Source organism: Mesorhizobium sp. M0244, assembly GCF_040321795.1.
In the GTDB taxonomy this organism is placed as follows: Bacteria; Pseudomonadota; Alphaproteobacteria; order Rhizobiales; family Rhizobiaceae; genus Mesorhizobium.
Genome location: NZ_JAMYSE010000076.1, coordinates 1 through 12,883, shown reverse-complemented (window position 1 = coordinate 12,883; position 12,883 = coordinate 1). Strand labels below are relative to the sequence as shown.

The window sequence follows — 12,883 nt, the reverse complement described above, 5'->3', positions numbered from 1 at the left end:
CCGCTCTGTTTTGCGGTGTTTTAGGCGATTTTCCCGATTTTTCTCATTGATTTGTATTGAGCCGGCCATTTTCCCGCCTTGTCGGGAAGGCCGACACCTTGTCGGAAATGCGTTCGGCCAAGGTGTACATGTACGCACGGCGAATTCGTTGTTGCGCGGTTAACCTGAATTGGTTCTAGCTTGATGCAACGATATTCGGGGAGGAGATTCATGTGTTATTCGCGTCTGAAAGCGCTGCTGGGGGCAGGGGCCTTTTCGCTGGCTTTGGTTGGGACGGCGCAATCCGGAGGCTTTGACCGGGGCGGTGTCAATATCGACCAGCTGTTTGATGCGGCGCCATATTCGTTCGATGCTGGCGTCACCTATGTTTCGCCTCAACGCACCCTTAAAAATGTGCAGCGTCTGGACGGCTCGGGGCTGTCGACGTCCAAAATCGACGTCGGCGGTGATTACGCAGTGCCGCATATCGGCATCAAGGCCAATATCTTTGAGCCCGTGGACTGCCTTGCCACCTATACGAGACCGTATGGCGCGGATGCAAATTTCGGCGTGAACAACGCCTATTCGCCGACAGCGGTCAAATACTCCGTCGACACAGACGATTTCGGCCTCACCTGCTCGTACAAGCTAAACGTCGGCAAGGGTGCCGTGCGGTTCATCGGCGGTGTCTCCTATCAGCAGGTCGACGCGTTTCTGTCCCGCCAGACATTGCTGGCCTTCGGCAATACCGGCCTCGGAAAATTCAAACTTTCCGACGAAGCATGGGGTTGGCGTGCGGGTGCCGCCTATGAAATCCCCGAAATCGCCCTGCGCGCCAGCCTGATGTACTCTTCGAGCTACAAATATGACGGGCTGTCGGGAACCGTCGACACGACCGGCTTCAGGGGCGCCTTTCCGGCGGATCTGATTCCTGGCTCTACCGGGGTGTACCCTGTCTCCGCGGCGGCTGAGATACCTCAAGCTCTGGAATTCAAGCTGCAGAGCGGTATAGCTCCTGGCTGGCTGGCCTTTGGTTCCATCCGCTGGCAGGAGTGGAGCAAGCTTGGCGTCATTGCCATCAATGGCGTACGCAGTCCGGTGACCGGTGCTCCCTCGCCCGTTTCCTTCGACCTGCTTTATCGCGACGGCTGGACGGTCACGGGCGGTATCGGCCACAAGTTCACCGACCAATTGTCAGGCGTGGTTTCGCTGACCTGGGATCGCGGCACCTCGACGACCTCCGGCTATCAGTCGGATACCTGGGCCGTGGCCAGCGGCGTCTCCTATTCGCCGAACGACAAGGTCGAGGTCAGGCTCGGCGGCTCGATCGGTGTGCTGACGAGCGGGTCATCGAGTTTCAGTGGTGTCGGCGACGTGGCAAATGCCATCACCTATACCTACGGCAACGACCTGCTTCTCGCCGGTTCGGCTTCCGTCAAGATCAAGTTCTAACTACAAATTTTTAAACGACAAAACGGCCGGGCATTGCCCGGCCGTTTTGCTTGGCGCTCCGTCCGGCGCCCGGCCGGCGCAACAACTGCTCCGCATAATGCTCACTCCTGTAATTGTGACGTTTTGGCAACAAGTTTCTGAACAACCCTCGCGTCGCCGAGCCGCCCGGGAACATTGCCCATTTCCCGCCATAAACCCGGCGCACCTCGAACTTGTCTCGGGACACGCGCCAACAGGCTAGGCGAAGAGGCAGGCCGCACCGCCCGCGGCAAGGACGAGTATGGACGCCAGAGCGATCTCCAAGGCCAAGCTGCCAAGCCGCCACGTGACCGTTGGTCCTGAGCGGGCGCCACACCGCTCCTACCTCTATGCGATGGGGCTGTCGGCGGCCGAGATCGCGCAGCCGCTGGTCGGCGTCGCAAGTTGTTGGAATGAGGCCGCACCCTGCAACATCTCGCTGATGCGCCAGGCGCAAGTGGTCAAGAAGGGCGTGGCCGCCGCCAGTGGCACGCCGCGCGAATTCTGCACCATCACCGTCACCGACGGCATCGCCATGGGCCATCAGGGGATGAAGTCGTCGCTGGTATCGCGCGAGGTCATCGCCGATTCGGTCGAGCTTACGATGCGCGGCCATTGCTACGATGCGCTGGTCGGACTGGCCGGCTGCGACAAGTCGCTGCCCGGCATGATGATGGCCATGGTGCGCCTCAACGTGCCATCGATCTTCATCTACGGCGGCTCGATCCTGCCCGGCAGCTACCGTGGCCGGCAGATCACCGTGCAGGACGTGTTCGAGGCCGTCGGTCAGCATTCGGTCGGCACGATCAGCGACGCTGAGCTCCTTGAAATCGAACAAGTCGCCTGTCCGTCGGCCGGCTCCTGCGGTGCCCAGTTCACCGCCAACACCATGGCCACCGTGGCCGAGGCGATTGGCCTGGCGCTGCCCTATTCCTGCGGCGCGCCGGCACCTTACGAGATGCGCGACCGCTTCAATTTCGCTTCCGGCGAAAAGATCATGGAGCTGATCGCAAGGAACATCCGCCCGCGCGATATCGTTACTATGAAAGCGTTGGAAAATGCCGCGACCGTGGTCTCGGCCACTGGCGGCTCGACCAACGCGGCGCTGCATTTGCCGGCGATCGCGCACGAGGCCGGGATAAAGTTCGACCTTTTCGACGTGGCCAAGATATTTGAGAAGACGCCCTACATCGCCGACCTCAAGCCGGGCGGCAAATACGTCGCCAAGGACATGTTCGAGGCCGGCGGCATTCCGTTGCTGATGAAGACGCTGCTCGACCACGGCTATCTTCATGGCGATTGCCTGACGGTGACCGGCCGCACTTTGGCCGAAAATATGGAACATGTTTCCTGGAATGACAGCCAGGATGTGGTCCGTCCCGCCAATAGGCCGATCACCCAGACCGGCGGGGTCGTGGGCTTGAAGGGTAACCTTGCCCCCGAAGGCGCGATCGTGAAGGTCGCCGGTATGGCGGAGCTCAAATTCTCGGGTCCGGCACGCTGCTTCGATTCGGAAGAGGAATGTTTCGAGGCTGTTACGCACCGCAACTATAGGGAAGGCGAGGTTCTCGTCATCCGCTATGAGGGCCCGCGCGGCGGCCCAGGCATGCGCGAAATGCTGTCGACGACGGCGGCTCTTTATGGCCAAGGCATGGGCGGCAAGGTGGCGCTCATCACCGACGGGCGTTTTTCGGGCGCGACGCGCGGTTTCTGCATCGGCCATGTCGGGCCGGAAGCGGCCGTGGGCGGCCCGATCGGGCTGCTGAAGGACGGCGACTTGATTTCGATCGACGCGGTGAATGGCACGATCGAGGTTGCGTTGTCCAAGGCCGAACTGGCGGCGAGGGCAAAGGCATGGAAGGCGCGCACGACCGACTATCAGTCGGGCGCGATCTGGAAATACGCACAGACGGTCGGATCTGCCCGCGATGGCGCGGTCACCCATCCCGGCGGTGCCAAAGAAACACACTGCTATGCGGACATCTGAGTTGTTGAGGTCGTCTGTCCTTTCGGCACTGGTTGCGCTCGCCACTTTTGGCGCGACCTTGGGCGCCGTCGGCCAGGCCATGGCCTTCGACGACAAGGTATTCGACGACAAGACCGGCGTGAAGCCGCAGTCGAGCCCGTGGGCGGTATTCCAGTTCGGCTTTTCCGCCTACAAGAACGGCCATAAGGAGCAGGCCGCGGAAGCCTATAAATATGCCGCCGAGAACGGCCAGATCGGTGCCACCTGGAAGCTTGCGCGCATGTATGCCGAAGGCGATGGCGTGGCGCGAGACGACTACGCGGCATTCAAGTTCTTCAGCGAGATCGTCGACCAGGACGTCGAGCCCGGTTCGCCCGAGGAAAGCTATGTTTCGGACGCGCTGGTGGCGCTTGGCGACTATCTGAGGAAGGGCATTCCCGGCAGCCCCGTCGAGGAGAACGAGGTGGCGGCCCAGGAATATTACATGCGTGCCGCCGCCAACTACCGCAACCCGAACGCCCAATTCGAGATGGGCCAGATGTTCCTCAAGGGCGAGGGCGGCGTCAAGGCAAGCGTCAAGCAGGCCGGCCGCTGGTTCCAGCTGGCGGCCGAAAAGGGCCATGCGGGGGCACAGGCGACGCTCGGCAACCTGCTTTTCCAAAGCGGCAAGATCGTGCGGGGGCTGGCGATGATGACCGCGGCGCTCGAACGGGCCTCACCCGCCGACCAGCCATGGATCCGCGGCATGCAGGAAGAAGCGTTTGCCGCCGCCGGCGAAGCCGACCGCCGTACCGCGATCTCGCTGGCCGACGACATCCTCACCAAGGGTGGCGGCGACTAGTAGGCCGGCGGGATTGTCGATTTAAATCAATTCTCGGTCGGTTCCGCCGGCACGCCGCCGGGCGCTGGTGTTGAGATCGGCGTGCCCTGCAGATGCGGGGCCAGCGTGTTCTCCGGGCAGCCGTCCCGCTGCTTTGTCCAGGATGTGTTGTTGAGCACCATCTCGCAGCGGGCGAGATGGCTTTGTCCGGCAAGCGTCAGGCAGGCCATTTGGCCGATCTGGAACGATTTGCCGTTGGCAAGGCATTCCTCATCGGCAAAAGCCTGCACTGTTGCTGCCATGGCAAACGCCAGAGCAATCGGACAAAGAGCCGTTCGAATGGTCATGGGAACCCCTGCCGCCATGATGACGTCCCATCAGACGCGCGATTTGTGGCGATATGAGGGTTCGGTGCCGGCACCGACGGATCAGGCCGGCTGCAGGTCGAGATCCACCGCCACCGGCACGTGGTCGGAAGGTTTTTCCCAGGCGCGCACTTGCTTTTCGATCGAAGCCGAGGAAAACCAATTGGCGGCTTCGGGTGACAACAGCAGGTGGTCGATGCGGATGCCGTTGTTCTTCTGCCAGGCGCCGGCCTGATAGTCCCAGAACGTAAACGTGTCCGGCGCATCCGTAACCGCGCGCACGGCTTCGGTGAAGCCGAGATTCTTCAGCCGGCGGAACGCACGTCGCGTCTCGGGCTGGAACAGCGCGTCGCTTAGCCAGTTTTCCGGATATTTCGCGTCGACCGGCTCGGGGATGACATTGTAGTCGCCGGCCAGAACCAGCGGCTCTTCCAGCGCAAGCCGCTCCTCGGCCCAGCGCTCCAGCCGTGCCATCCAGGAAAGCTTGTAGGAGAACTTCTTCTCGTCGTCGATCGGGTTGCCGTTCGGCAGATAGAGCGAGGCAACGCGCAAGGCGCCCTTATCGGTCGAGAACACGCCCTCGATGAAACGCGCCTGCTCGTCGGCATCGTCGCCCGACAGGCCACGGTTGACCTCGTCGAAGCGCAGCTTCGACAGGATGGCGACGCCGTTGAAGCCTTTTTGGCCATAAGTCTCGACATTGTAGCCGAGCGCCTCGATCTCGGCGCGGGGAAACTGCTCGTCGACCGTCTTGATCTCCTGCAGGCAGGCGATGTCGGGCGCGCTTTCCGTCAGCCAATGGGTCAAATTGCCGATGCGGGCGCGAACGCCATTGATGTTCCAGGTGACGATTTTCATGACGGCCTCGATAGGCTGGTGGTCCGGAGACTAGCGATCCGGCGGGTGACGTTCGACAAGGCCGATCGTATTGCCTGCCGGGTCCTTTAGGAAGGCCATCCATTCGCTTTCCCCTGCCTGGCCGAACAGGCCTTCGGTGTCGCGATGGACGAGCGCCGGCGGCGCGGTGAAGGGGACACCGGCGGCTCTTGCCGAAGCGTGGAACTCTTCGAGGCCCGATATGTCGAGATAGACGGTGCCGGCCGGCAGGCCGTCAGTGAAAAGCAGGCGCACGTCACCTGCCATGATGAAGGCGATGCCCGGCGGATCGAAACGCACATGCAGGCTCATGCCGAGCACGTCGCGCCAGAACGCCAGCGTTGCATCGAGGTCGCGCCCGGCGGAAAGCGCGACCTGACGGACCGCGCCAACGCGGCGCATTCACTTACTCCCGAAAGGTTGGCACTCGGCATTTTCGGCGAGTATCTGCTCTATCGCCTCCCGCAAATGCGTTGACTGCTCGCGCGTCGTACTCTCGTGCATCCAATCACAGGCATCAAAGACGCCGCCAAGCCAAACCGGGAAGTCGTATTTCTGCTCAATGGGGAAGACCATCCGGCAGATATCAAACGGGTCCAACTCTCCTTGCAGATAAGTGCTGATACGCCGCAGGAAAACCTTGCGCGCGATGTCGCTCGCTTCTGCGGACCTGTCGTCGAAATCAGGAAATCGCCGCACAACGAGCGACTTCAATTGATCGCGGGGCTTTTCCAAGGCTTGTAATGTTCCTCGGGTTGCATCGCACGAGCTGCACGTAGTCGATGTCGTCGGCATAGCTCGGCGACGGCGCATGGCGGCTGGCCCAAGCAACAATATCGGCGTCGGAAATTGCTTCTATCTCGCGAGCGACAAGGACCGTCACAGGATCCTCACGGCCCTCGAGAAGCGGTTTCATACGTTCATATACTGAAGCTGGTGCCGCAGCCGCAGGAGGCGACCGCATTTGGGTTTCTGATCTGGAACGACTGGCCCATCAGATCGTCGACGAAATCAATCACCGAGCCGCCCATATAGACCAGCGACAGGTCGTCGATCAGCACGGTGGCGCCGTCCTTCTCGATGGCGACATCGTCATCATTGCGCTTGTCGACCAGGTCGAACTTGTAGGAAAAGCCGGAACAGCCGCCGCCCTCGACCGAAACGCGCAACGCCGTCTTGCCGGCCTCGTTCGCCACAACCTTGGCGATGCGCCTGGCGGCGGCGTCGGTCATCTCGACTTTCATAGCGGTCTTGGCATCAGCGCCCATGGGCGTCACCTTGCTTTCGGTTTCGTATGATAGGTATGAAGCGCGACGGGGCAAGTCAACTGCGGCATACGCTATGACCAACGAGTTGGGCGACATCGGATTTGGCTATCGGCCGCGCGCGGCCTATGCCAGCGACCCGGCGAAGTCGCGCGGGCGGCTGTTCGACGAGGTGGAAAGCCCGACGCGCACGCCGTTCCAGCGCGACCGCGACCGCATCATCCATTCGACGGCGTTCCGCCGGCTGAAGCACAAGACGCAAGTGTTCGTTGCGCATGAAGGCGACCATTACCGCACAAGGCTGACGCATTCGATCGAGGTGGCGCAGATTGCACGCGCCCTGGCGCGGGCGCTGCGCGGCGACGAGGATCTGGCCGAGGCGGTGGCGCTGGTGCACGATTTCGGCCATACGCCCTTTGGCCATACTGGCGAGGACGCGCTGAATGAGAAGATGGCCGCCTGGGGCGGCTTCGACCACAATGCGCAGTCGCTGCGCGTGGTGACGCGGCTGGAGCGGCGCTATGCCGAATTTGACGGCCTGAACCTCACCTGGGAAACGCTGGAAGGCCTGGTCAAGCACAATGGCCCGCTGACCGATGCCAAGGGCAAGGGGCTGAAGGGGCCAGTGCCGCAGGCGATCCGCGATTATTCCGAACTGCACGATCTCGAGCTCGACCGCTTCGCCGGTATCGAGGCGCAGTGCGCGGCGATTGCCGACGACATCGCCTACAACACCCACGACATCGACGATGGCCTGAGGGCAGGGCTGCTGACGCTGGATATGCTAGAGGATGTCTCGCTGCCAGGGTCGATCCTCAAGGGCGTGCGTGAGCGCTATCCGGCGCTCGATGACGTACGCACCGGCCACGAGCTGATGCGCCGGCAGATCACCATCATGGTCGAGGACGTAATCGTCTCGACGACGGCCAATCTGGCGCGCATCAAGCCTGACAGCGCCGAAGCGGTGAGGGCGGCAGGCGAGACAATGGTGACCTTCTCCGCCGAGACGGCCGTATCGGAAAAGGAACTGAAGGCCTTTCTCTACAAGCATCTCTACCGGCATGCCGAGGTCATGCGGGTGCGCACCGAGGCCGACCAGATCGTCAGGGACCTGTTCGACGCCTATTTCGCCGATCCGCGCGCCATGCCGGATGGCTGGCGCGAAGGGCTCGACCGGGCGGAGGACCGCGTCAAGGCACGCAGCGTCGCCGATTTCCTGGCCGGCATGACGGACACTTATGCGCTCAAGGAGCACAGGCGTTTGTTTGACCATACGCCGGATTTGAGCTAGGGCGGGCTCGATTTTGCCGGCCAACGAGCCGGATCCCTGCAAAACCGTCAGAGCCATAGCAATGAACATCTTCGCCGATTTCAACGCGCGAATCATAAAGGCCGTCGAAGCGCTTGATTTGAAAGACAAGAATGGCGTGCCGCCGGACCTGTCGCGCATCGCCGTCGAGCCGCCGCGCGATGCCAGCCATGGCGACCTGGCGACCAACGCTGCGATGGTGTTGGCCAAGCCGACCGGCCAGAATCCGCGCGCGCTGGCCGAAAGGCTGGCCGAGGCGCTGCGCGCCGACAAGGATATCGCGGCCGCCGAGATCGCCGGCCCGGGCTTCGTCAATCTCAGGCTCAAGGGCGACTTCTGGCAGGCGCATTTGACGGCGCTGCTCGGCGAAGGCCGCAATTACGGCCGCTCGACGGTCGGCAGCGGCAAGAAAACCAATGTCGAATATGTCTCGGCCAACCCGACCGGGCCGATGCATGTCGGCCATTGCCGGGGTGCTGTGGTCGGTGACGCGCTCGCCAATCTGATGGCCTTCGCCGGTTACGACGTCACCAAGGAATATGTCATCAACGATGCCGGTTCGCAGATCGACGTGCTCGGCCGCTCAGTCATGCTGCGCTACCGCGAGGCGCTCGGCGAGGAAATCGGCGACATTCCGGCCGGGCTTTATCCAGGCGACTATCTCGTCCCGGTCGGCCAGGCGCTGGCCGGCGAATTCGGCCGTGCCCTGCTGCAGATGCCGGACGAGGAGGCGCTTGCCATCGTCAAGGACAGGACGATCGATGCGATGATGGCGATGATCCGCGAGGATCTGGCGCTGCTCAACGTGCATCACGACGTCTTCTTCTCCGAGCGTACGCTGCATGCGAACAACGCCCGCAAGATACGCTCGGCGATCAGCGACCTGACGCTGAAGGGCCACATCTACAAGGGGAAGCTGCCGCCGCCCAAGGGCGAGAAGCCGGACGACTGGGAGGACCGCGAGCAGACGCTGTTCCGCTCGACCGCGGTCGGCGACGACATGGACCGGGCGCTGGTCAAGTCGGACGGCACCTTCACCTATTTCGCCGCCGACGTCGCTTACCTCAAGGACAAAGTCGATCGCGGCTTTGTCGAACTGATCTATGTGCTTGGCGCCGATCATGGCGGCTACGTGAAGCGGCTGGAGGCGCTTGCCCGGGCAATTGCCGGCGACGAGGTCAAGCTTACCGTGCTGCTTTGCCAGCTGGTGAGGCTTTTTCGCGCCGGCGAGCCGGTGCGCATGTCGAAGCGGTCGGGCGAGTTCGTGACCTTGCGCGAAGTGGTCGAGGAGGTCGGCCGCGACCCGATCCGCTTCATGATGCTCTACCGCAAGAACGACGCGCCGCTCGACTTCGACTTCGCCAAGGTGACCGAGCAGTCGAAGGACAATCCGGTGTTTTACGTGCAGTATGCCTCGGCACGCTGCCATTCGGTGTTCCGGCAGGCGAGCGAGCAGTTGGGCGAGGCCAATTTCGACCGCAACCAGCTGGCCGCCGAAGTGGCTTTGCTGACCGACGAGGGAGAGATCGGCCTGATCAGAAAGCTTGCCGAATATCCGCGACTGATCGAAGCCGCGGCGCTCGCGCTCGAGCCCCACCGGCTGGCATTTTACCTCTACGAACTAGCTTCCAGCTTCCACGGACACTGGAACCGGGGCACCGATAATCCCGACTTACGTTTTGTTAAGGTTAACGACCGACAATTGACGCATGCCAGACTAGGGCTGGTGCAGGCTGTTTCGGACGTTTTGACGTCCGGCCTGACGCTGATCGGAGCCAATGCGCCCACCGAAATGCGTTAGGTTTGACTAAAAAACCTGTCACCTTTTGCCCACATTGCGCTGGTAAGGGCCAACCCTACGCGACGTCCATGGCGTCCGAATGAGTGCGAGTTCGGGAACAATAATGGCAGACAGAACCCAGCTGAGAGCAGCCGACCACAACGACATCGCCAACGATGATCCGTTCGCGGAACTGACCAGGATCATGGGGTTCGACCCGCGCCAGCCGGTCAAACCGCAAACCCCGGCCCAGTCGAAAACCGCTGCCGCCGAGCCGTCGGCGGGTGAGGGCGATTTCGACATCGATCTCGAGAAGGAGTTGATGGGCGAGTTCGGCACCGACGCCAATGACAATGCTGCGCCTGCCGAGCTTCGCGAACCGGCACCCGAAACGGCCGCCGACGAGATGGATGACGCGCGTGCCGCCTCATTCGAGCAGGATTTCGCGTTCGAGGACAGTGCGGCGGACAATGCTGCTCCTGTTGCGGCCGCTCCTGTTGCTGCCGAGGAAATTGCCTCCGCCCGCACCGGGGCGTTCGCTCCCGCTGTCGAGCCGGAGTTCGACGACGAGTTCGATAATGCCGTCGCCGGCTCGCTCGAAGACGTGTCGCCGTTCGAGGACGACTTGTCGACGGGCGACGAACTTGCCGCCTCTCTCGACCAGGATTTTCGGCTCGACGACGATGTGACGGGCAAGATCGGGGCGACGAGCGATGCCGAACCCAGGGCCGCAGCCGAGGCGTACGCGCGGGTCGACGAGCCCGCCTTCGACAATGAGTTCGACAACGCCGTGGCAAGCTCGCTCGAAGACGAGCTGATGCTCGAAGAGCATGAGCCGATGGAGCAGGCCGTCGCCGTTGAAACCGCAGCGCAAGCCGCCGAGCCTGCGTTCAATGACGAGTTCGACGATGCCGTTGCAAGCTCGCTCGAAGACGAGTTGATGTTCGACGAGCATGAGCCGGCGGCAAACGTCGCATCGCCGGTTGAGGCGGTTTCGGACGATGAGAATTTTGCCGGCCATGTCGATGATGCCGTGGCCGATGTCGACATGGACTTCGACGTTCGCCCGAACGAGCCTGCCGAAATCGAAGAACCAGAATTTATCGAAGAGCTGTCGATCGAAGAACCAGAGGCCGTTGAGCTTTCCGGCACGGCCGCTGAAGCGGCGTTCGACGACGATTTCGATCTGAGCTTCGACGATGCGCTTGCCGAGGACGTCGAAGAGTCCGTGGCGCAGGTCGTTGCGGCCGAACCAGTGGCGCCGGCCGCCGCTGTCGTCCCGACGGCCCCAGTTGCTGAGGAACGCAGTCTGGAAGACGAGCTGAACGCGCTGCTGGGTGCGATGAGCACACGGCCGGCACAAGCGGCCAACGAACCTCCGATGACCCAGAAGCCTGTGACAGCTGCTCAGCAGCCCATGGCGCCTGCAATTCAGCAGCCAGCAGTGGCTGCTGAACAGCCAATCGCGGCGGCTGAAGAAGTCACCAACGAACCGGTGCATCCTGTCGGCGAGCTGGATTGGGAACTCGATGAGCACAAGCCCGCTGAGCCGCAGCAGTCCAGTGCCGCCGATGACGCCGATCTTGGTGCTGTTCTCCTCGATGAGCTTGAAGGCGAGGATTTCGGTGTTGACGCCGCCGCCGGACCTACGGATGATTTAGACAACGATGCGCTCGATGCCGACTTCGCCAGGAATATCGGCCTGGATCATGACTCGGCCGACAAGAGTGCGGCAGCTGCTTCCGAAGAAGATCCGCTAGATGCGCTGAACTGGCTGACGGCACGCGCCACACCGGCCGAGCCGGCCCGCTCGTGGAGCCGCGTGACGCCGGTCGCACAGCCTCAGCCCGCTTTTGCAAACCAGCCGGTGGCTTCGGCGCGTCCGGCACCGCAGCAGCCAGCTGCAACGCCGTCCTATCGGGCCGCGCCGGTCGAAGAGAGGCCGTCCTATGAAGGCCGGGCATCCCGTGAAGACAAGCCGTTCTATGAAGATGGGCCGTCCTATGAAGATGGGCCGTCCTATGAAGATGGGCCATCCTATGAAGATCGGCCGGCCTACACAGAAGCTGCACCAACCTCGCATCAACAGCCTTCCGCCTATGACGAGATGCCCGATGTCGAGACGGTCGACGTGCCCGAGCGCGTCGTGGCGCTGGCGGACGATCTCGACATTCCGGAGCTCAACTTCGACGATGACGAGCCAATGGCGCCCGCCTACGACGATCTTGACGCCGACTTTGCCAGCCTTCTCACCGAAATGAATGCCACGGACATAGCGCCTGCCCCGGTGCGCAGTGCTGGCTATGATGATGAATACGATGCCGGCTTCGGGTCTGGCTATAAGCAAGATCCTGGCGAGACGCGCGCCTATGGCGCCAAGCCTGTGGAAGCTCCTGTCAGCGCGGCAGCCGCTTCCTATGCCGATGCAGCGGACGATTTCGATCTGGGCACATTGCCCGGTGGCCAGCCGGTTTCGCAAGCCAACGACTTCACCTTTGACGAGCTCGACTACGATCCCGAGCTGGACGAGGCGATGTCGGTTCCGGGTCTCGCCGAGCGGGAGGCCGAAAAGCAGCCGCGCAGGCGCGGGCTGCTGATAGGAGCGGTAGTTGGCGCGGTGGCGATCGCCGGCGGCCTTGGCGCTTTTGCACTGACCTTCGGCGGCAAGGGCGGCAGCGACGCGCCGGTTATCGTCAAGGCCGATAATACGCCGATCAAGGTCAAACCGGAAAATCCAGGCGGCACCGTCGTGCCGAACCAGGACAACAAGGTCTATGACGCTGTAGTCAAGGGCACCAAGCCCGCCGAGCCCGTTCAGCAGAAGCTGGTCACCAACACCGAAGAGCCTGTGGATCTGAAGGCCAACGAGCCGGAGAGCCGCGTCGTCGATCTTTCGCCCAATGACCCCGATGCCGCTGATGCCGCTGATAGTATCGACGCGCCCGGCACCCGGGCGTCTGACACCAACGCGTCTGGCACCAACCCGGCAGGCGATACCGTACCTGCCGCCGCACCGGCGCCCAAGTCCGCGGAGCGCATTGCGCAGGTTCTGC

At 62.4% G+C, this 12,883-nt stretch carries 11 protein-coding genes; 6 read left to right on the top strand and 5 right to left on the bottom strand.

Going from position 1 to position 12,883, the window contains the following annotated elements; genetic code table 11:
- The first annotated feature begins 210 nt into the window (after positions 1-210).
- The 3 genes from NKJ08_RS29655 (at position 211) to NKJ08_RS29645 (ending at position 4,256) form a co-directional block, all read left to right on the top strand.
- Complete coding sequence (locus NKJ08_RS29655; RefSeq protein WP_352526059.1) at positions 211-1,431, top strand: outer membrane protein transport protein; 1,221 nt, start codon at positions 211-213, stop codon at positions 1,429-1,431.
- A 280-nt stretch (positions 1,432-1,711) separates the two neighbouring features.
- A complete protein-coding gene (gene ilvD, locus NKJ08_RS29650) occupies positions 1,712-3,436 on the top strand; it encodes a dihydroxy-acid dehydratase (protein ID WP_352526057.1) in 1,725 nt (574 codons plus the stop codon).
- On the top strand, positions 3,423-4,256 hold the full coding sequence (locus NKJ08_RS29645; RefSeq protein ID WP_352526056.1) for a tetratricopeptide repeat protein: 834 nt from the start codon (positions 3,423-3,425) through the stop codon (positions 4,254-4,256). The genes ilvD and NKJ08_RS29645 overlap by 14 nt, the downstream gene beginning before the upstream one ends.
- 26 nt (positions 4,257-4,282) lie before the next feature.
- Here NKJ08_RS29645 and NKJ08_RS29640 read toward each other — a convergent pair whose 3' ends face one another.
- The 5 genes from NKJ08_RS29640 to erpA all read right to left on the bottom strand — a co-directional run bounded on the left by NKJ08_RS29640 (position 4,283) and on the right by erpA (position 6,744).
- Positions 4,283-4,600, bottom strand: a complete 318-nt coding sequence (locus NKJ08_RS29640; RefSeq protein WP_352526055.1) for a hypothetical protein — start codon at positions 4,598-4,600, stop codon at positions 4,283-4,285.
- A gap of 63 nt (positions 4,601-4,663) precedes the next feature.
- A complete protein-coding gene (gene xth / locus NKJ08_RS29635; RefSeq protein WP_352526053.1) occupies positions 4,664-5,458 on the bottom strand; it encodes an exodeoxyribonuclease III in 795 nt (264 codons plus the stop codon).
- Between the two features lie 30 nt (positions 5,459-5,488).
- Positions 5,489-5,878, bottom strand: coding sequence for a VOC family protein (locus NKJ08_RS29630; protein ID WP_352526052.1), 390 nt, complete (start codon positions 5,876-5,878; stop codon positions 5,489-5,491).
- Positions 5,879-6,211 (bottom strand): hypothetical protein, encoded by a 333-nt coding sequence (locus NKJ08_RS29625; protein ID WP_352526050.1) that lies wholly within the window; start codon positions 6,209-6,211, stop codon positions 5,879-5,881. It lies immediately after the preceding gene.
- Positions 6,212-6,396: 185 nt separating this feature from the next.
- Positions 6,397-6,744, bottom strand: coding sequence for an iron-sulfur cluster insertion protein ErpA (gene erpA / locus NKJ08_RS29620; protein WP_352784695.1), 348 nt, complete (start codon positions 6,742-6,744; stop codon positions 6,397-6,399).
- A gap of 73 nt (positions 6,745-6,817) precedes the next feature.
- On the opposite strand from erpA, the gene NKJ08_RS29615 reads away from it, so the two are divergent.
- The 3 genes from NKJ08_RS29615 to NKJ08_RS29605 form a co-directional block, all read left to right on the top strand.
- The gene (locus NKJ08_RS29615; protein ID WP_352526047.1) at positions 6,818-8,032 is read left to right on the top strand and encodes a deoxyguanosinetriphosphate triphosphohydrolase; all 1,215 of its coding nucleotides are present in this window, start codon (positions 6,818-6,820) and stop codon (positions 8,030-8,032) included.
- 61 nt (positions 8,033-8,093) lie between these two features.
- Positions 8,094-9,851, top strand: coding sequence for an arginine--tRNA ligase (argS, locus tag NKJ08_RS29610; protein WP_352526045.1), 1,758 nt, complete (start codon positions 8,094-8,096; stop codon positions 9,849-9,851).
- 103 nt (positions 9,852-9,954) lie between these two features.
- The coding region (locus NKJ08_RS29605) for an SPOR domain-containing protein (RefSeq protein WP_352784693.1) at positions 9,955-12,883 on the top strand (2,929 nt) is incomplete at its 3' end.